At 46.7% G+C, this 20142-nt stretch carries 19 protein-coding genes; 17 read left to right on the forward strand and 2 right to left on the reverse strand.

The features are described 5' to 3' along the window. The first annotated feature begins 70 nt into the window (after positions 1-70). On the forward strand, positions 71-547 hold the full coding sequence (locus C0638_RS16340) for an N-acetyltransferase (RefSeq protein ID WP_025674283.1): 477 nt from the start codon (positions 71-73) through the stop codon (positions 545-547). Positions 548-618: 71 nt separating this feature from the next. Here C0638_RS16340 and C0638_RS16345 read toward each other — a convergent pair whose 3' ends face one another. Beyond that, positions 619-1083: a hypothetical protein gene (locus tag C0638_RS16345; protein WP_058710237.1), complete on the reverse strand. Its 465-nt coding sequence runs from the start codon at positions 1081-1083 to the stop codon at positions 619-621. Positions 1084-1525: 442 nt separating this feature from the next. On the opposite strand from C0638_RS16345, the gene hrcA reads away from it, so the two are divergent. From hrcA to C0638_RS16420, 15 genes are all read left to right on the forward strand, one after another. Beyond that, complete coding sequence (gene hrcA / locus C0638_RS16350; protein WP_013372178.1) at positions 1526-2557, forward strand: heat-inducible transcriptional repressor HrcA; 1032 nt, start codon at positions 1526-1528, stop codon at positions 2555-2557. Between the two features lie 121 nt (positions 2558-2678). Continuing rightward, positions 2679-3251, forward strand: coding sequence for a nucleotide exchange factor GrpE (grpE, locus tag C0638_RS16355; RefSeq protein WP_040103293.1), 573 nt, complete (start codon positions 2679-2681; stop codon positions 3249-3251). 87 nt (positions 3252-3338) lie between these two features. Beyond that, positions 3339-5174, forward strand: a complete 1836-nt coding sequence (dnaK, locus tag C0638_RS16360) for a molecular chaperone DnaK (protein ID WP_013372176.1) — start codon at positions 3339-3341, stop codon at positions 5172-5174. Positions 5175-5420: 246 nt separating this feature from the next. Beyond that, a complete protein-coding gene (gene dnaJ, locus C0638_RS16365) occupies positions 5421-6545 on the forward strand; it encodes a molecular chaperone DnaJ (RefSeq protein ID WP_013372174.1) in 1125 nt (374 codons plus the stop codon). A gap of 246 nt (positions 6546-6791) precedes the next feature. Further along, a complete protein-coding gene (gene dcuS, locus C0638_RS16370; protein WP_040103294.1) occupies positions 6792-8354 on the forward strand; it encodes a DcuS/MalK family sensor histidine kinase in 1563 nt (520 codons plus the stop codon). Then, positions 8347-9054 (forward strand): two-component system response regulator DcuR, encoded by a 708-nt coding sequence (gene dcuR, locus C0638_RS16375; RefSeq protein WP_013372172.1) that lies wholly within the window; start codon positions 8347-8349, stop codon positions 9052-9054. Before dcuS ends, dcuR begins: the two co-directional genes overlap by 8 nt. A gap of 120 nt (positions 9055-9174) precedes the next feature. Next, positions 9175-10521 carry a 2-hydroxycarboxylate transporter family protein gene (locus tag C0638_RS16380; RefSeq protein WP_058710236.1) on the forward strand — a complete coding sequence of 449 codons (1347 nt, stop codon included), beginning with the start codon at positions 9175-9177 and terminating at the stop codon, positions 10519-10521. A gap of 62 nt (positions 10522-10583) precedes the next feature. Beyond that, positions 10584-11780, forward strand: coding sequence for an NAD(P)-dependent malic enzyme (locus C0638_RS16385; protein ID WP_058710235.1), 1197 nt, complete (start codon positions 10584-10586; stop codon positions 11778-11780). 179 nt (positions 11781-11959) lie between these two features. Continuing rightward, positions 11960-12334 carry a hypothetical protein gene (locus C0638_RS16390; protein ID WP_016821610.1) on the forward strand — a complete coding sequence of 125 codons (375 nt, stop codon included), beginning with the start codon at positions 11960-11962 and terminating at the stop codon, positions 12332-12334. 24 nt (positions 12335-12358) lie between these two features. After that, entirely contained in the window at positions 12359-12544 is a 186-nt protein-coding gene (locus C0638_RS16395; protein ID WP_016821609.1) for a YfhD family protein, read from the forward strand. A gap of 248 nt (positions 12545-12792) precedes the next feature. Next, complete coding sequence (gene prmA, locus C0638_RS16400; RefSeq protein ID WP_058710234.1) at positions 12793-13758, forward strand: 50S ribosomal protein L11 methyltransferase; 966 nt, start codon at positions 12793-12795, stop codon at positions 13756-13758. Between the two features lie 2 nt (positions 13759-13760). Continuing rightward, entirely contained in the window at positions 13761-14453 is a 693-nt protein-coding gene (locus C0638_RS16405; RefSeq protein WP_016821607.1) for a site-2 protease family protein, read from the forward strand. Between the two features lie 158 nt (positions 14454-14611). Beyond that, positions 14612-15376: a 16S rRNA (uracil(1498)-N(3))-methyltransferase gene (locus C0638_RS16410; RefSeq protein WP_040103300.1), complete on the forward strand. Its 765-nt coding sequence runs from the start codon at positions 14612-14614 to the stop codon at positions 15374-15376. A gap of 1 nt (position 15377) precedes the next feature. After that, positions 15378-16721, forward strand: a complete 1344-nt coding sequence (gene mtaB / locus C0638_RS16415) for a tRNA (N(6)-L-threonylcarbamoyladenosine(37)-C(2))-methylthiotransferase MtaB (protein WP_040103301.1) — start codon at positions 15378-15380, stop codon at positions 16719-16721. 100 nt (positions 16722-16821) lie between these two features. Next, positions 16822-17256, forward strand: coding sequence for an NUDIX hydrolase (locus C0638_RS16420; RefSeq protein WP_058710233.1), 435 nt, complete (start codon positions 16822-16824; stop codon positions 17254-17256). Here C0638_RS16420 and C0638_RS16425 read toward each other — a convergent pair. Then, positions 17246-18268: a Na/Pi cotransporter family protein gene (locus tag C0638_RS16425; RefSeq protein ID WP_013372162.1), complete on the reverse strand. Its 1023-nt coding sequence runs from the start codon at positions 18266-18268 to the stop codon at positions 17246-17248. The genes C0638_RS16420 and C0638_RS16425 overlap by 11 nt on opposite strands. A gap of 290 nt (positions 18269-18558) precedes the next feature. On the opposite strand from C0638_RS16425, the gene C0638_RS16430 reads away from it, so the two are divergent. Then, positions 18559-19938: a class I SAM-dependent rRNA methyltransferase gene (locus C0638_RS16430; protein WP_040103303.1), complete on the forward strand. Its 1380-nt coding sequence runs from the start codon at positions 18559-18561 to the stop codon at positions 19936-19938. Positions 19939-20142: the final 204 nt, after the last annotated feature.

The following is a 20142-nucleotide window of genomic DNA, read 5'->3' on the forward strand; positions in this document are numbered from 1 at the left end:
GTATTGCGATTCTATGCGTAATGTTGTATATTTATTCATTATATGCGGCAAGCGGCAGGAGGAGAGCAAAATGGCTTCAGTGTGTAAAGATGTATTGTGCAGAAGTGCGGTTCCTGAGGATGTGGAGCCTTTATATCAAATGATTAGCGGCTATGCAGAGCGGGGGATTATGCTGCCACGTTCAAGGGAAGTGCTTACGCGCCAACTGGAGCTGTTTATTGTTGCAGAGGTGGACGGCGAAGTCGTTGGTTGTGGTTCTTTATGCAAATTGGGGGCTGATTTGGTAGAGATTCGCTCCCTTGGTATCTCTGAGGGGCATAAAGGAATGGGAATCGGCTCCAAGCTTGTGGAAGGCCTTATTAGAGAAGCACGGCGGCAACATATCCCTAAAATTATGGCACTGACCTACGAGGTATCCTTTTTTATAAAAAACGGTTTTGATGTAGTTAGCAAAGAGATTTTCCCTGAAAAGGTATGGACTGACTGCATTCATTGCAGTAAACAAAACAATTGTGATGAAATCGCAGTGTTGAAAGTACTGAACTGACCTGTCAATAATGAGGTCAGTTCATTGTTTTTTTATCAGGACGCAGCCTTGCGTATGTGTTACAGCTTACATTATTGTGCCCCTGTTCGTTTCTCAAATGTTTGGAGTAACCACCAAATAAATTGATGATGAGGCTCCAGTTCCGAAGGTATATCACTCAGGCTTCTTATGGGATGGTCCTTATGGTAATCCGTATCATTATAATAGTATGCAGTGCCATCTAACGGGACTTGACCTTTGTATTTATACAAGGCGACAATATATTTTTCAGACTCTCCAGTTCGGCTTGGACGATATGTGTACTCTTCCCAATCAGCTGGTGTTAAATCATCATAATGTAATATAGCAGTGACACTATATTTTATTTGCTTGGGAATGCTTGGACTGAATTCTTGTGGGTAAAATAAAATGGTATTCCATATGCTTAACAGTATTGTAGGGATCAAGATTAAGGCACACCACAAGGTTCTTAATTTACGAATTAAATGGATCACTGAAATCATAAGGGCAGCGTTCAGAATAAAAACTAGTGGCAAAGCAAGGATTCTTCCTAGACCTGTGTACGGAAACAATTCGATTAAAATGTAAAACATACAAATTGTAGGTGAAAGAGCGATTAATGCGTATAAAAGGTTGCGGCGCTGGCTTCTCAGATCCTATTCCTCCTCAAAGACAATAAAGTTACAACAGTTTGGAGACACAGTCTCAATTTTTTGCATTCTGTATCCCTATACATAAATACGGTTTGGATATGATGAATAATGAGGGTTTATGTGAAAAAGTGTAAACGCTCTGTTTCCATATCAATAATCAAAATGGATGTAATAAATCTCGTTTATTGAAAATACTGATCTGACTTGACAATGATCAGGTCGGTTTGGTATTTTTGTATTATCAGTTAGCACTCATCGCGAACGAGTGCTAATGATTCCATTTAACAATCATGCTATTATGGATAAACGATAAGGGGGGATTCGCTTGTTAACCGAACGTCAGAGACTCATTTTGAATGCGATTATTGATGACTACATTCGTTCGGCTGAGCCAGTGGGTTCCCGCAGCATATCCAAAAGGCAGGATGTCGGATTCAGCCCAGCCACAATCCGTAATGAAATGTCGGATTTGGAGGAACAGGGCTATCTGGAGCAACCCCATACTTCTGCGGGACGCATCCCGTCACATAAAGGTTATCGTTATTATGTGGACCATTTGGTGCCACTAAATACACTGAAGCCTATGGAAATGCGGGAACTAAAAGCCTTTTATGCCGAAAAGCTGAATGTAATGGAGCAAGTGATTCAGCATGCATCAGGCATTTTATCCCATATGACCAATTATACTTCCATCTTGCTTGGGCCGGAGGTGTTTCATACTTCGTTGCGTCATTTTCAGCTGTTGCCGCTCAACGAAACGACGGCTGTGGCGATTATCGTGACCAATACCGGTCAGGTGGAGAATAAAACGGTGGATATTCCACCTGGAATTTCAATTTCCGAGATGGAAAAGGTTGTGAATTTACTGAACAGCAAGCTGGTCGGTGTGCCGATTTATCAGCTTAAATCACGCCTTTACACCGCGCTTGGTCAGGAAATGGAGAAGCATGTGTCTCATTTTGAGGACGCTATGAAGGTGCTGGATAAAGCACTCGATAATGAATCGGATCAGCGCTTGTATTTGAGCGGTGCGACGAACATGCTGAATCAACCTGAATTTAAAGATGTAGAAAAGGTTAAACATATTCTCGATCTGCTGGAGGAAACACCAACGCTGCTTAAACTGATGACTCCTGTAGCCGGAGCCCCTGAAATTCAAGTCCGCATCGGTACAGAAAATGATCATGAAGCATTTGCCAATTGCAGCCTGATTACTGCTACATATGCAGTAGACGGAGAAGCGTTGGGTACGATAGGTATATTGGGTCCGACGCGGATGGAGTATGCGAGAGTTATTAATATTTTGGGTATCCTGTCTAAGGATTTGACCGCAATGCTAACGCAACGGTTTAAATAGAACAAGATCGCACAGGTTGCGGTCCTACATGTTCCGCGCCGGGATACGGCTTGTATCCTGCGCGGGTGCATTGTTGCGTGCTTTTGTATGGGTAGTTATGACTTGAAGGAGGTGAAACATTTTGAAGGAAGAACAAGCGTTCCAAGATGAAAAACAACAAAATGTAAGCACAGAGGAAGCTGCCGAAACGAGCCAGCAGGAAGAGCCGGTGAATGAAGCGGCATCACTGGAAGCCGAGGAAGAAAACACAGAGGTGGCAAAACTTCGTGCAGAGGCTGAGGAGCATCAGCAGCGGTTTTTGCGCGCACAGGCGGATTTTGATAATTTTCGCCGCCGTACACTGAAAGAAAAAGAAGACCTTGCTAAATATGCGTCTATGAAGCTTGTTACCGAGTTGGTGCCTGTTCTGGATAACTTCGAGCGAGCGCTGGCAACAGCATCGCAAGGAGCGGAGTCTGAGTCATTCACCAAAGGCGTGGAAATGATTTTCCGCCAGTTTGAGAGTGTGCTTCAGGCAGAGGGAGTGACGGCCATGAATGCAGTGGGACAACCGTTTAATCCTGATTTCCACCAGGCTATTATGCAGGTAGAGAGCGAAGAGCATGATGAAGGCATCGTCGTTGAAGAGGTACAAAAAGGATACATGCTGAAGGACAAGGTGCTTCGTCCAGCGATGGTAAAAGTTAGCATGTAACTTTTTCTATATACATTAGAATTACATCATTTTGATTCAACCATTCTGGCCTGAGGGCCTCGTATATACAGAAGGAGGAATTGTCCGATGAGCAAAGTAATCGGTATTGACTTAGGTACAACCAACTCTTGTGTGGCTGTTATGGAGGGCGGCGAAGCCGTCGTTATTCCAAATCCGGAAGGCGCGCGCACAACCCCTTCCGTTGTCGGTTTCAAAAAAGATGGGGAGCGTACTGTGGGGGAAACGGCAAAACGCCAAGCAATTACGAACCCGGATCGTACAATCATGTCCATCAAGCGCCACATGGGTACAAATCATAAAGAAAACATCGATGGTAAGGAATATTCCGCACAGGAAATTTCCGCTATGATTTTGCAAAAGCTGAAAGCTGACGCTGAAGCTTATCTGGGCCAAACGGTTTCTCAAGCGGTTATCACTGTTCCAGCTTACTTCAATGATGGTCAACGTCAAGCAACTAAGGACGCAGGTAAAATTGCCGGTCTGGAAGTTCTGCGGATTGTCAATGAGCCAACAGCAGCTGCATTGGCATATGGTATGGAAAAATCCGAAGACCAAACGATCCTCGTATATGACTTGGGCGGCGGTACATTCGACGTATCCATTTTGGAACTGGGCGATGGTTTCTTCGAAGTTAAAGCAACAAGCGGCGATAACAAGCTGGGTGGCGATGACTTTGACCAAGTGATTATTGATTACCTCGTAAATGAGTTCAAGAAAGATCAAGGTATTGACCTGAGCAAAGATAAAGCAGCTGTACAACGTCTGAAAGACGCAGCAGAAAAAGCGAAAAAAGAACTGTCCGGCGTGCTGACAACGACAATTTCCTTGCCGTTTATCACAGTAGCTGATGGCGTTCCACAGCATTTGGAGTTGAACCTGACTCGTGCGAAGTTTGAAGAATTGTCTGCAGGTCTGGTTGAACGTACTTTGGGACCTACTCGTCAAGCGATGAAAGATGCAGGCATGAGTGCTAGCGACATCGATAAAATCGTTTTGGTCGGCGGCTCTACACGTATTCCAGCTGTACAAGAAGCAATCAAAAAGCTGACAGGTAAAGAGCCTCATAAAGGCGTAAACCCTGATGAAGTAGTAGCTTTGGGCGCAGCAGTTCAAGCAGGTGTATTGACAGGTGATGTTAAGGACGTCGTTCTCCTTGACGTAACTCCACTGTCCCTCGGTATTGAAACCGCAGGTGGCGTATTCACCAAAATGATTGATCGTAACACGACAATCCCTACGAGCAAATCGCAGGTATTCTCGACGTATGCCGACAATCAGCCTAGCGTAGAAATTCACGTGCTGCAAGGTGAACGCGAAATGGCAGCAGGCAACAAAACACTGGGCCGTTTCCAATTGGGAGATATCCCTCCAGCACCACGTGGTGTACCGCAAATCGAAGTTACTTTCGACCTTGATGCGAACGGTATTGTGAACGTATCTGCTACAGATAAAGGCACAGGTAAAAGCCAAAAAATTACGATCACATCTTCTAGCGGCTTGAGTGACGAAGAAGTAGAACGTATGATGAAGGATGCCGAGTTGCATGCGGAAGAAGATAAGAAACGCAAAGAGTTGGTAGAAGCGAAAAACGCTGCGGACCAACTGATCTACTCCGTAGACAAAACGATTAAAGATCTGGGCGAAAAAGCGGATGCAGGTGAAGTCGAAAAAGCAAATGCAGCTAAAGAAAATCTGCAAAAAACGCTGGAATCCGACAACCTGGAAGACATCAAAAAAGCTACTGAAGAACTGACTGAAATCGTTCAGCAATTGTCTGTAAAATTGTATGAGCAAGCTGCTCAAGCAGCACAAGCTCAAGACGGAGCAGCAGACAGCAAAGGCCGTGACAATGTTGTTGATGCGGACTATGAAGTTGTTGACGAAGATCAGAAGAAAGACTAAGCAACGGATCGGGTAGTGTAACTTTACGGTATACCGGTACGTTATGATATACTGAACAGTAATTGCAGCGTAGCTGCCTTGATAAATAACAATTAGCCTAAGGGTAACCGTTATTTCCAAGATAAATAAGCATATTACGGGTTGTACTGCCTTGAAATGATGGGAAGGTCAGAGCCGGGTCATCCCGCGCCTTTGGCTTTCCTTTTATATGTAGTGCAGACACGTTGTAGGCATGGGGGTGGAACATTGGCTGATAAGCGTGATTATTATGAGGTGCTAGGTGTCGCAAAAGGCGCTTCGGATGAAGAAGTCAAAAAGGCTTACCGCAAGCTTGCGCGTCAGTATCATCCGGACGTGAACAAGGCTGCGGACGCAGAAGCTAAATTTAAAGAAGTAAAAGAAGCTTACGATGTTCTCAGCGATGGTCAGAAGCGGGCAAGATACGACCAATACGGTCATGTAGACCCAAATCAGGGCATGGGAGGCGGCTTTGGTGGTGCCGACTTCGGTGGCGGGTTTGGTGATATTTTTGATATGTTCTTTGGTGGCGGCAACGGTCGGCGTGATCCGAATGCACCGCAACGAGGGAACGATCTTCAATATACGATGACGATTGAATTCAAAGAAGCGGTGTTTGGTAAAGAAACCGACATTCAAATTGAACGTACGGAAACATGCGATACGTGTCATGGTACAGGAGCCAAGGCGGGCACTCAACCACAGACCTGTTCCGTCTGCCATGGCAGTGGACAAGAAGAAGTGGTACAGAATACACCGTTTGGCCGCATGGTTAATCGACGCGCTTGCTCCAATTGCGGCGGTTCCGGAAAAATTATCAAGGAAAAATGTACGACTTGTAGCGGATCAGGCCGTGTCCGCAAGAAACGTAAAATTCATATTCGCATTCCGGCGGGTGTGGATGACGGCGCACAAATGCGTATCAACGGGGAAGGCGAAGGCGGTGTCAACGGAGGACCGGCTGGTGACTTGTACGTCGTATTCCGTGTGAAGTCGCACGACTTCTTTGAGCGTGAGGGAGACGATATCTACTGTGAAATTCCGCTGACGTTTTCACAGGCAGCATTGGGAGATGAGGTGGAGATCCCTACGTTGACCGAGAAAGTGAAGCTGAAAGTTCCAGCAGGCACACAAACAGGCACTTATTTCCGTCTTAAAGGAAAGGGTGTGCCAAAACTGCGCGGCGTAGGTCAAGGTGACCAGCATATTAAGGTAGTTGTGGTAACGCCTAGCAAGCTGAGTGAGGAACAGAAGGATTTGCTGCGTCAGTTCTCTTCGCTTAGTGGAGAGCAGACACATGAGAATGAGCAGTCCTTTTTTGATCGTGTGAAGCGGGCTTTCCGAGGCGACTAAGCCAAAGTCTAAATCGCGGAGCTTCAATCATGAATCCGAGGGGACTATTCCGCAATTGCGGGATAGTCCCTTTTTTTATATTCACGTAAACACATACATAGCCATTTTTGTATAACCAAAGTTAACTATTGAGCTTCTATCAACTAGAAAGGGGTGAGTTCCATCGAAAAAATACGGACAAGTCTGCGTCGAGGTAAGCCGCTTTTAAAGCTCAGAGGTCTAATAACGCTGCTCGTATGTCTGGTTATGGCACTTGTGCTCCTGCCAGTAACACTGTTATTTGCGGAGAGAGTTGAGCTTGAAACGGAGAAGGGGCTTGAGGAAAAGGCAATGTCCATTGCGCGTACACTCGCCCATACACCGCTTATTATCGAGCAATTGCAACAGACGGGTTCTTCTCCTTCCATGCAGGAGTATGTGAAGAAGGTCTCAACAGCGAATCATATCCAATTTGTCGTGGTTATGGATATGAAGGGAATTCGTAAAACGCACCCCGATGCTAGGAGGATTGGCAAAGCCTTTGTCGGAGGAGACGAGTATACTGCACTTCATGGTCAGGAGAGCGTGTCCGTTGCAAAGGGGACATTAGGCATGTCCATGCGAGCCTTTTCCCCCGTGTTCAGTGTGACGGGAAAGCAGGTAGGGGCAATTGTTGTTGGTATATCCATGCAAGATATACAGCGGGCCCAGGAAGGCAACACCCGTCTTATTGCTATCGCCATTGGTATCGGAATGTTGATTGGCACAGGAGGAGCGGTTGTGCTGGCTCGTAAAATCAAAAATATGCTGGTCGGTCTGGAACCGCCGGAAATCGCACGTTTGCTGGAGGAACGCAGCGCGATGTTGCAGTCCATCAAGGAAGGAGTCATTGCAGTGGATGAATGCGGTCGTATCATGTTGATGAATGCAGAAGCGATCCGTTTACTGAGGCAAGCGGGAATTGAAGACTTCTCATTCTCTGGACAGGAAATTACTGTTTATTTATCTGCTTTCCGATTACAAGAGGTCTTGGAAGTAAGCACTCCACTGATGGATGAGGAGATGGAGCTGGGTGGGATCACCTTGCTGACCACCAGTGTTCCGATACGGGTCAAAGGAAAAATTGTCGGAGCCATTGTAACCTTTCGGGATAAGACGGAGATGAACCAGCTTGCGGAACGTTTGACCGGAGTTTCTTTGTACACGGAAGCACTACGCGCACAGGCTCATGAATTTATGAACAAGCTGCATGTCATTATGGGGATGGTGCACTTGCGAATGTATGATAAACTGGAACACTATATTATGGACGCCGTCGAACATCATCAAGTAGAGATTGGTTCCATTACTCGGCAGCTTAAGGACCCAGTGATGGCGGGGTTTGTGTTAGGAAAATTAAGCCGGGCCAGAGAGGCAGGGGTAAGTTTTGAACTGACTCCGGGTAGTCACTTGCCTGAATCCAGTCAAACTCAAACGACTCACGAGCTGATTACTATTCTTGGCAATCTGTTTGATAATGCGGTGGAGGCGATGGAATCTCTGGAGCACAAGCGGATTACCCTTTCACTTTATTATGAGGAAAATCAGAAGCATGGCTGTCTGACCTGTATCATGTGCGACAATGGTCCGGGTATACCGGAGGACCTTGTGAAGGCTATTTTTGAAAAAGGTTTTTCGACCAAGGGAGAGTCACGAGGGATGGGACTTTATCTAGTGGCGCAAAGCGTGAAGAGGCTACAAGGTAGTGTAAAGTTGATCCCAGTCGAGCAGGGGTGCTGTTTTCAGATTAAGATTCCATACATTATAGCGGGGAATGATGAACATGATTAATGTCCTGATTGTAGAAGATGATCCGATGGTTGCAGAATTTAACCGCAAATATATGGAGCAGGTAGAGGGATTCCAATGTGGCGGTTGGGCTTCTTCGGTGGAAGAGGCTAAGAAATATTTAGCTGAACAAGCTATTGATCTGATATTGCTGGATGTGTATATGCAAGAAAGTAATGGCCTCGATTTACTGTCATTCATACGGGAGTCTGGAGTGAATGTGGATGTTATTGTCATCTCAGCTGCAAGTGACATGAGTAGTGTCAAAAAGGCGATGAATTTTGGCGCTGTGGATTATTTGATCAAGCCTTTCCACTTTAACCGTTTTCTAGAGGCACTTACCGGGTATCGAGAACACATTAGTATTGTGCGTGAGCGCAGTCTACTATCGCAGGAGGAGCTGGATCGACTGATTTATCATAAAAGCTTGACTAAAGACTTGGCACGGTTGCCCAAGGGGATAACGAAATCCACGCTGGCTATGATATGGAATTGTATCCAGCAGCATCATAAGGTTCTATTTTCCACGGAGGATATTGCGGAGAGTGCAGGGATCTCCAGGGTGTCTATGCGCAAGTATTTGGCTTTTATGACAGAGATTGAAGTGCTTTCTATGGAAACTATATATGGTACCATTGGACGCCCTGTTTACCAATATCAGGTTTTGCCGCAGGCAGAAGGAATCATCAATAGTTATATTTAGCCCTATTTCTGATTACTTTAGTTACAAAAGCTAGTTCTTAGTTTTAAAACCAAATAAAGCGTTTTCCAAGGTGTAGAATGGGAACATGATCATCATTCTTCACTTTATGGAGGGAGATTTATGGAAAATGCTACGAACCAGCCTGTCATTCAAAAGGGGCAAAGATGGAGTAAAAATACTGTAGATGGGTTTAGGATGCTGGGGAGGATAAAGGTGGGAGTGATTCCTCTTCCGCTATATGCCGTGATCGCGCTAATTGTTTATGCGGCTGCAATTACAGAAAGACTTCCGAACGATCTATTAGGCGGGTTTGCCGTCATCATGATTTTAGGTATATTGCTCAGTGATCTGGGAGCCAAACTTCCGCTGCTTAAACATATAGGCGGGCCAGCCATTTTATCCCTTATGGTTCCATCGTTAATGGTATTTTGGAATATGTTCAGTCCATCTGCGATGGGGGCTGTGCACACGCTTATGAAAACCTCGAATTTTCTTTATTTTTACATCGCATGTCTAGTAACCGGCAGTATTCTTGGTATGGATCGCAAAATGCTGATGAATGGAATTGTCAAAATTTTTGCCCCCATTATCATAGGATCTATTGCTGCTGTTGCCGTCGGTATGGTGGTGGGTATGGCTTTTGGCTACAGTGCTTATCATACATTTTTTTTCATCATCATTCCGATTATTTCCGGCGGGATTGGAGAAGGTATTTTACCGTTGTCCATTTCGTATGGGATGGTACTGGGCAAGGATTCTGCAGTATTCGTATCCCAGTTTATCCCGGCTGCAATTATCGGTAACATTGTTGCAATTATAGGTGCAGGCGTCTTGAAGAGATTAGCGGAGAAAAAACCAAACACTTCTGGTAACGGAAGGTTGTTAAAACTCGAAAAAGACAAAGGTGAGTTATCTCCGGTAAACTTGGGACAATCCGTTTCTTTTCCATTAATGGGTGGTGGTCTGTTGTTGGCCTGTACTTTCTTTATTGTGGGTAAGCTGCTGGAGCCGTATCTCCATATTCCAGGGCCGATTCTCATGATTCTGGCGGCGGCATTAATTAAATGTATTCAGATCATGCCGAACACATTGGAGCAGGGAGCTTTTCATTTGTACAAATGTATAACCGCTAGTCTGACGTGGCCCTTGATGGTGGGGTTAGGTATTTTGTATGTGCCATTAGATAGTGTAGTTGGGATTCTAACGGTTCCTTATGCGATTACCTGTGCATCTGTAGTGGTTGCATTGATTGTTACTGGATACTTCACAGGAAAATGGATTCACATGTATCCCGTAGAAGCTGCTTTGGTGACCAGTTGTCGCGGCGGATTAGGGGGCACGGGCGATGTAGCCATTCTGTCTGCATCCAATCGGATGGAACTGATGCCTTTTGCCCAAATTGCTACACGGATTGGCGGGGCGGGCACGGTCATTTTAGCCACCTTGTTACTCCAATTATGGAGCTGATGAGATTTATACACAGGACTGAGTTTCATATCCAATAGAGGCATGAAAGGACGGAGAAAAATATGAGCAGTTTAATAGATGAGATTAGAGAATTACATGCAGGTGGCAAAATGGAGACCTTACCCAAGAAGCCAATTGAAACAATGGAGGGGTTATCCAAAGTTTATACGCCGGGTGTAGCTGAAATTTGCATGGAAATCGCCAATGACCCAGCCAAAGCATATCAATTAACGATCAAAAAAAATACAGTAGCGGTCGTATCAGATGGAACCGCGGTACTTGGATTGGGAGATATCGGGCCAGAGGCTGCTATGCCTGTGATGGAGGGTAAAGCAGTACTGTTCAAACAATTTGCAGGTGTCGATGCATTCCCCATCTGTCTCAATACGAAGGACCCTGATGAGATTGTTCAAATTGTCAAAATGATCGCTCCTGCCTTTGGCGGCATTAACTTGGAAGATATATCTTCGCCACGCTGTTTTGAGATTGAAAGACGGTTGAAGCAGGAACTCGACATCCCAGTATTTCATGATGATCAGCATGGTACGGCAGTTGTTGTATTAGCAGGGTTGGTCAATGCACTAAAGGTATGCGGCAAAAAAATGGAAGATGTCAAAGTCGTATTTGCCGGGATCGGTGCGGCAGGTATGGCCTGCTCCCGTATGCTGCTCAAGGCAGGGGTACGCAATCTGATTGGCGTGGATCGGCAAGGAGCCATTCACCGTGGTGTAGAATACAGTAACCCGCATTGGACAGAGTATGCGAACATGACTAACCCGCATAATTTAAGTGGAAGCATATCTGAGGTAATTGTGGGAGCTGATGTTTTCATCGGTGTATCTGGTCCAGATATACTGACTGTGGAAGACATACAGAGCATGGCAACTGATCCTATCGTGTTTGCTATGGCGAATCCGAAGCCAGAAATTGATCCGGCTGTAGCCTTACCTTATGTGCGTGTGCTTGCTACCGGCCGCTCCGATTTTCCTAACCAGATTAATAACGTGCTGTGCTTCCCGGGAATTTTTCGGGGCGCTCTGGATTGCCATGCCAAGACGATTAACGAGGAGATGAAACTGGCAGCCGGTCTTGCCATTGCTGATGCCATTTGCCCTGAGGAGCTAAGTGAAACTTATATCATACCGAATGTTTTTAATGCGAAGGTGGTTCAGAAGGTACGGGATGCTGTTATTCGCGCAGCCTGGGAGACAGGAGTAGCCATGTCAGGAGAAGCTCCGGCCGCTACTTTACATCCGTAAAAGTTATGGTCTTCACGAACTTTAGTTCACGGTCTTGGCCTGCTGTTGTTGATAATGTCTGTATCCGTTTAGCTTTCGTGGAGAATATAAAGTCTTGCCAATGAGCAGGATATAACAAAGCGTAACGGTCTATGTTCTCAACCAAGGTTACGCTCAATACTACACAGGGAGATTTTGGGATGGGCGAAAAAAATATTTTGGCGTATTTCAAAAGTCCTGAGGAAGCACAGGGAGCCGCGAGAAAATTGGAGGCTCTCCGGGTAACGGATATGTCGATAGATCGTTTTAGCCGGTATCCGCGGCAGTCTACGGGCAACGCCGGACTGCCTGTGTTCTCGGGACAGATTAGCAGCTTGTCCTCACTCACACAGGGCGTGGATTTTACAGATGCGTCTCCTGCAATACTGGCTGCGGCTGATCCTGCTGCCAGTGGCATGAGTGATGGAGGACAAGGTGGACCGACCGGCCGCGATATTTTGTTGACTGCGGTGGTGGATGAATCCATTCATCATCAGGCGATGTCTATTGTGGAACAAGCGGGTGGAATGCTGTGACAAGTTTGGAAGGAGCAGTGACCGATGTCTAAAAACAAACGGTTCGATAAAGTGCTGACCAAAACCGAGAAAATCAAACGCATGCAATCTGCCAAAAACGAAGATGTTGAGTTCTCGGCAGAGCAGGCAGATGCTGAGGATCTGGAAGCGATCCGGCGTAGTGAAGTAGCTGACCGCCGTCAGCAACGTATCATAAACGACAACGAGTAGAATACAATAAGGCGGGTATCCCATCTAAAAAGGTGATTTGCGGGATAGCCCGTCTTATTTGTGTTTTCCCCTTGTTCTATTCATTATCCGCTACATGCTGTTGCGCTAAAAACTAGAGGGCTAAAGATAAAGGCAGTAGTCGCAGGTGTTTGATTTTCAATAATGAGTCCATCTGCTTTTTTGAACTCCTATGCGAGTATATAGTACAATGTAATGTATGCATGTGAAATGAGGAGGAAATGTAAACCATGTTGTGGAATGAAATTACAATACATACAAGCGAGGAAGCTGTCGAAATGATTTCGAATTTTCTGCACGAAGCAGGTGCGGGAGGGGTTTCCATTGAAGAATCCGGTTCGCTCAACAAGCCTCGGGATACGTCTTATGGACAGTGGTACGATCGCCCTTTGAACGATATTCCTGAAGGACAAGCGATCATCAAGGGCTATTTTGCTGAAGAAATAGACATGGACAGCGTGCGTGCACAAATTGAGCCGCGGGTTGAACAATTGAGAACATTTGATATTGACCCTGGCGAGGTTCAGTATGAGCTGAAAACGGTCAACGAGGATGATTGGGCTAATGCCTGGAAGCAATATTTCAAGCCTTTACGTGTATCGGATCATTTGACCATCAAACCGACTTGGGAAGAGTATGAGCCTGCGAGTGAAGATGAAAAAATCATTGAGCTCGATCCGGGTATGGCCTTCGGCACTGGTACACATCCGACGACATCCCTTTGCCTGAGAACGCTGGAATCCGTGATTCAGGGTGGAGAAGAAGTCATTGATGTTGGTACAGGCTCCGGTATCTTAGCCATTGGAGCGATAAAGCTGGGAGCAAAGCATGTACTTGCCTTGGATCTCGACCCGGTGGCAGTATCGAGTGCGCGTGAAAATACGCGTTTGAACGGACTGGAGGAGCGCATCACCATTAAAGAAAGCGATTTGCTCTCCGTGCTCAATGCAAGTGATCCAACGCTGGGTATTCAACTGCCGGTCAAGCTGGTGGTAGCTAATATTTTAGCCGAGATCATTTTGCTGTTCATTGATGATGTATATAATGCCCTACAGCCAGGCGGTATTTATATTGCTTCAGGAATTTGGAAGAACAAAGAAGAGGCTGTCGAAACCGCATTGAAAGCTGCTGGCTTTGAAATTGCTGAAATCAACCGAGATGAAGATTGGCTGGCGTTTGTAGCGAGAAAGAGGTAAGCATGGATTTTTTACAAAGTATTTTTCGTGTGAATTTAAATGTCCTTCCATTTTACTTGCTGGCTGTGATCATATCGTTTACGGTGCATGAATTTGCGCATGCGTATTATGCCAATAAATTTGGTGATCCTACGGCCAAGCTGCTTGGGCGCGTGACTTTAAATCCGGCAGTTCATATTGATCTGCTGGGTACGCTGCTGCTGTTGATCGGAGGCTTTGGCTGGGCCAAGCCAGTTCCGGTTAATCGTGACAATTTTAGCCGTCCGCGCCTCATGGGCATTATCGTATCAGCTGCTGGTCCGCTGAGCAATCTGCTGCTTGCATTTGTGACAACGCTAATCTATGCTGTGCTCCTGCATTTTCAAGTATTGCCGGGAATGGAGAACCAGCGGGTGGCACAGGCAATCTATTTGTTTATCAATGCGCTGATCAATTTAAATCTGTTTTTGTTTATCTTTAATCTGATCCCACTGCCTCCACTCGATGGTTACCGGATTGTGGAGGATGTGGCTCCGACTCCTGTGCGCCGCAAGCTTCAGCACTTTGAGCAATGGTCGATCTTTATTTTTCTGCTTATACTGGTAATTCCACAGGTACGAGCTGTAACGATTGAACCTCTATATACGCTGTCTCAGATGATTTATATACAGTTTTTGCAGTTCTCTTTTTACATTACCGGATTATTCGGAGCCTAAGGGCTCCTTTTTTTACGAGAATCGGTATAACGTGAATGGAAGAGGGAACAGACTGGTCATAGAGGAGCAAAAGATGATATGATGGTGCTTGGTGATTTATTCGGAATTTGTACGGAGCGTTAATGGATAATAGTTATTTTTAGAATAGGTGTGAGAGAATGCAGCGTTATTTTATTCCGGCAGAGCAATTTCTAGAAGATCACGTCATTGTTACGGGTGAGGACGCACGGCATATTGCCAAAGTCATGCGCGGCCGTAGTGGCGACAAAATTATAGTCAGTGACGGGGTATCCAGGGAAGCGCTGGCTGCATTGGATACGATTGAGCAGGATCATGTGAAAGCGACGATTATTGAACCGCTGGAGATGACCTCTGAACCGTATGTTCAGATCACTATCGCGCAGAGTCTTCCTAAAGGGGACAAGATGGAGACAGTGATGCAAAAATGTACGGAAATCGGAGCCACCGGTTTCGTACCGTTTTTATCCGAGCGTACGGTCGTACAGTATGATGCCAAAAAGGAAGGCAAGCGACTGGAGCGTTGGCGCAAAATTGTGAAGGAAGCGGCTGAGCAAAGCCATCGTAACCGGATTCCGGAAATTAGCGCACCCCTGACGTGGAAAGAACTTCTGGCTTCTTTTGCTGGGTATGATTTGATATGTTATTGTTATGAAAAAGAGCAGGGTCGGCAGCTACGGGATGTAATCCAGCCTTTTGCAGGACAATGGGCGTCCACAGACAAGCCGCGTGTGCTGGTAGTTGTGGGCCCGGAAGGCGGCTTTACTGAAGCGGAAAGCCTAGAGGCCGAGCAGGCCGGGGCACAGTCTACAGGACTGGGAAGACGTATTTTGCGTGCGGAGACCGCAGGTATGGTTGCATTGGCATGCATTTTATATGAGACAGGAGAAATGGGAGGGGTTTAATATGCCATCAGTGGCATTTTACACATTAGGTTGTAAGGTAAACTTTTATGATACAGAAGCGATCTGGCAGCTGTTCAAAAAAGAAGGTTATGAGCAGGTGGATTTTGACGAGCAGACTGCTGATGTCTATTTAATTAATACATGTACGGTTACGAACACCGGTGATAAAAAAAGCCGTCAGATCATTCGTCGCGCGATTCGCCGAAATCCAGATGCCATTGTGGCAGTGACGGGCTGTTACGCTCAAACTTCTCCAGCTGAAATTATGGATATTCCAGGTGTTGATCTTGTTATTGGTACGCAGGACCGAGATAAGATTATTCCGTTTGTAAAGGAGATCCAAGAGTCGCGTCAACCCGTAAACGCGGTGCGTAATATAATGAAGACCCGTGTGTTTGAGGAAATGGATGTACCTGATTTTGCTCATCATACCCGCGCGTTTCTAAAAATTCAGGATGGCTGCAATAACTTCTGCACCTTCTGTATTATCCCGTGGTCGCGGGGCTTATCCCGCAGCCGTGATGCGGCGAGCATTATCACACAGGCGCGTCAACTGGTGCACGCAGGCTACAAGGAAATCGTACTCACGGGTATCCATACGGGTGGTTATGGCGACGATATGGATAATTATGACCTATCCGATCTGTTATGGGATCTAGAGAAAGTGGAAGGGCTGGAACGTATCCGTATCAGTTCAATTGAAGCCAGCCAGATTGATGAAAAAATGCTGGACGTGCTGAAACGCTCCAATAAGCTGGTTCGCCATTTCCACATACCGCTTCAAGCAGGGGACGATACGGTGCTGAAACGGATGCGCCGCAAATACACGACAGAAGAGTTTTATAACAAAATGCTTATGATTCGGAAGGCAATGCCGGATGTAGCGATTACAACAGATATAATTGTCGGCTTCCCTGGGGAAACGGACGAAATGTACCGCAATGGCTATGAGCTGATGAAAAAAATCGGGTTTTCAGAGATGCACGTATTCCCGTATTCCAAGCGTACTGGAACACCTGCGGCACGTATGGAGGATCAGGTGGACGAGGACGTGAAAAATGCGCGTGTGCGTGAGCTGATTGAACTGTCAGAGCAAATGCAGCTGGCATATGCTCAGAAGTTTGTTGGTCAAGTGCTGGAGGTTATTCCTGAAGTAGCCCCTAAAGGGACCGAAGATAGCGGCATACTTTACGGTTATAGCGACAATTACATTCAACTGGTGTTTGAAGGTAATAAGGATCTGGTTGGCAAGGTGTGCCGCGTGAAGCTGACGAAGGCAGGCGTTAATGAAAGTGAAGGTCAATTGGTCCGCGTATTGGAAAATGGGCTGCAAACAGCTTTGTAAAAAAAGAGCCTAAACAGGCAATAGTGATGGCCAACAAGGATTTCTCCTTTCCTTACAGAGAGGATGGAATCCTTGTTGCGCAAGGAAAGGAGATTACAGGATGGCAGCAAAAAAGGAAATTTCCGCAGGTGGCGTAGTGTTTCGCAAACAGGGGGAAGAACTTGAAATCCAGCTCATTACTGACCGATATAGCAAGATATCGTTGGCTAAAGGCAAAATGGAGCCGGGTGAAACGATCGAACAAACAGCTTTACGTGAGATTCGTGAGGAGACAGGGCTGAATGGCCGGATCATTCAGCATGTGGATATGATTGCTTACACGTACCAGCACCCTGAATATGGAGAAGTGGACAAGGAAGTTCATTATTATCTCGTAGAGGCACTGGATGGAGATTTACAGGCACAGATTGAAGAAATCAAAGGCGTTGCCTGGCATACGCCCGAAGAAGCTTGGCGTCTTCAGCGCCAGGGTGGATATGACAACAATGATGTCATTCTAAGCAAGGCGCTGTCCATGTTAGGAATTAACGTTTAGTTCTATGGAGGGACATACGCTCCTCTATACGTGTCCATATAGGTAAATAACAGAGGGGCAAGGCAAGCAGAGAGCTGATGACGTTAAACAGGGTTTGGGCATGCGCTACCTTGGCACCGGGCTCGGTAGATATCCAGGTGGCGACCATATCCAGTCCAGGGATCAACGGCATAAAGAGCAATGCCCCGCCTACGTTCAACAGCACATGGGACCAGGCCACAAATTTTCCAGACACGCTGCCGCCAACAGCGGCAATCAGGGCAGTCACGCAGGTGCCTACATTGGAGCCAATGACGATGGCGATCCCTACATCGACTGGTAAGGCACCCGCAGCAGCCAGGCTGATTGCCATACCGATGACGGCTGCGCTGCTGTGAACCAGTGCGGTCAGGCAGGCTCCAGCAGCGAAGGCCCACCACATGTTGGCTGCAGCATGATCAAGAAACCAGCGGAATAGTCCGGCCTGTTCAATCCAGGGGCCGACGGCTTGCATCACACGGATACCTGCCAGAATCAGCGAAAATCCGGCAAAGACGAGGCTGATAAATTGTACAGCCTGTGGGCGGCTGAGCCCATTAGAGCTGGGTGAAGCTCCGGCAGCTGCATACTGGCGGCCAGCGACCGTTTCTCCCCACAGAACGGCAGTGCCCCAGCATAGCAGTGAACCGCATAGCAACGGAACAGCCAGCTTGCCGAGCTGGAGGCCCATCAGCTCGGTCGTCAGGCAGGTGCCAATATTGGTGCCGAGAATGATGCCGAGCGTGCGGCCGTAGGTCAACAGCCCGGCGTTGACCAGTCCGATCGTCAGCACCGTTACGGCGGTGCTGCTTTGCAGTAGGGCGGTAATGCCTGAGCTGAACAGCATTCCCCGCCAAGGGGAAACCGTAGCCCGGTTCAGCCAGCGGGTAAGGAAGGGGCCAGCCAAATGCCGGAGGGCAGCTTCCATCAGCTTCATTCCGCCTAAAAAAATAAGCAGCCCACCGCACAGTGGGAGTATAACATGTATGAACACGGGCATAGCCCCCCTTTTCTAGGTGAAAATACTTATGTAACAGCCTATGATCTGTCAAGGACAGCCATGACAAGCATGGGTGAGCAGTTTTTTACGGAACAATAATTTTGAAGTATCTTCACAAGCTTTAAAAGCGTGACATCGATATACAGGCGGGCAGTAGCGAAGCGGTTCATTTGAATCTGGAGAAGCGCCAGCGATCGTACGAACAAATGAACCGCAGAGCTGCGTCCCATCGAACACCACACTTTTAAGGACTTTAAGTAATTCAAGAATAGGAGTGAAGGATTTTGCCTTCAGTAATATTAGAACGTAGCCGCAAAAAAAGGCTGGAGCAAGCACACCCTTGGGTGTTTAAAAATGAAATAGCCAAGATTGAGGGTGATCCAGAAGCAGGTGATTTGGTCAACATCCTTAACCATCAAGGTCGTTATTTGGCGACAGGTTACTATAATCCTGCTTCGCAAATTACAGTGCGTGTGATGTCCTATGAGCCGCTGGAAGTGATGGACCAAAGCTTCTTTGCCCAACGTTTCCGTAATTGTTTGGAGCATCGCGAACGCTTTGTGACTGGGGGGAACGCTTATCGCTTGGTGTACGGCGAGGCTGATTTTTTGCCTGGGCTGATTGTAGACCGTTTTGGTGATGTATTGGTCGTTCAGCTGTTAACGCTTGGCATGGATCGGCGCAGGGAAGAAATCAGAGATGCGCTTGTTGAAGTCATGGGGCCAGTTGGTATATATGAGCGTAGTGATGTATCCATCCGCGAGCTGGAAGGGTTGGAACAGACGAAAGGTCCTTTGTACGGCGATTGCCCGCGCCATGTGGTGGTGACGGAAAATGGCTTACAAATCAAAGTCGATATCGAAGAGGGCCAAAAGACTGGCTATTTCTTTGACCAGCGTGAAAATCGCGCGGCTATCGCGCCGTTGATGACAGGTTGGGGAGCGCGTAGCGGAATTACGTTACAAGAAGTAGCTGCAACCCCAGGTGATGACGCCACAACGGTCATGAAGCCTGTGAATAAAAGTGGTAAGGTGGTTGAATTCCCATTCTGGGACGGCGCAACTGTATTGGAATGTTTTTCACATACAGGTAGCTTTACGCTCAATGCGTGTAAACATGGTGCGAAAAAAGTAACTTGTCTGGATATTTCTGAACATGCGATTGAAAGTGCTCGGGATAACGTGAAGCTGAACGGTTTTGAGGATCGCGTCGAGTTTGTCGTCGACGATGCTTTTCAATATTTACGTAATCAGGTGAAAGGTGTAGAGGAACGCACCGCGCGAGCGGGGGGCAAAGGAGATACATCCAAGCCGCTGACTGCGGGAGGCGGACGCACCTTTGACGTAGTTATTCTGGATCCGCCAGCTTTTGCCAAAACGAAGAGTGCTGTCAAAGGAGCTACACGTGGATATAAAGATATCAACCTTCATGGGATGAAGCTTGTCAATGAGGGCGGTTATTTGGTAACGGCGAGTTGTTCGTTCCATATGAGGCCAGAGCTGTTTTTGGACACGATTAAGGAAGCGGCGGCAGATGCCGGCAAAATCCTCCGACTGGTAGATTGGAGAGCGGCAGGGAAGGACCATCCTCAAATTTTAGGTGTGGAGGAAGGTCATTATTTGAAATTTGCCATCTTTGAAGTGCGTAGCCGGACACGGCTGTAGACTTCATACCCTTGTCAAAGTTAATCTATTTTTAGGCGATAAAGATAACTAGGTGAAACAAACTCATTTTTAGTATAAATCAGTCCTGTAGAGAAGGCTTGCACCAAGCCATCCTGCGGGACTGTTTGTTTTTGAGAAGGGATCAATTGCTACAACATGGCAAACGTACGTTCTTTTCTCCTTTGCCTGATATGCTATACTGTT

It is taken from the genome of Paenibacillus sp. lzh-N1, from assembly GCF_002872435.1.
Lineage (GTDB): Bacteria > Bacillota > Bacilli > Paenibacillales > Paenibacillaceae > Paenibacillus > Paenibacillus polymyxa_C.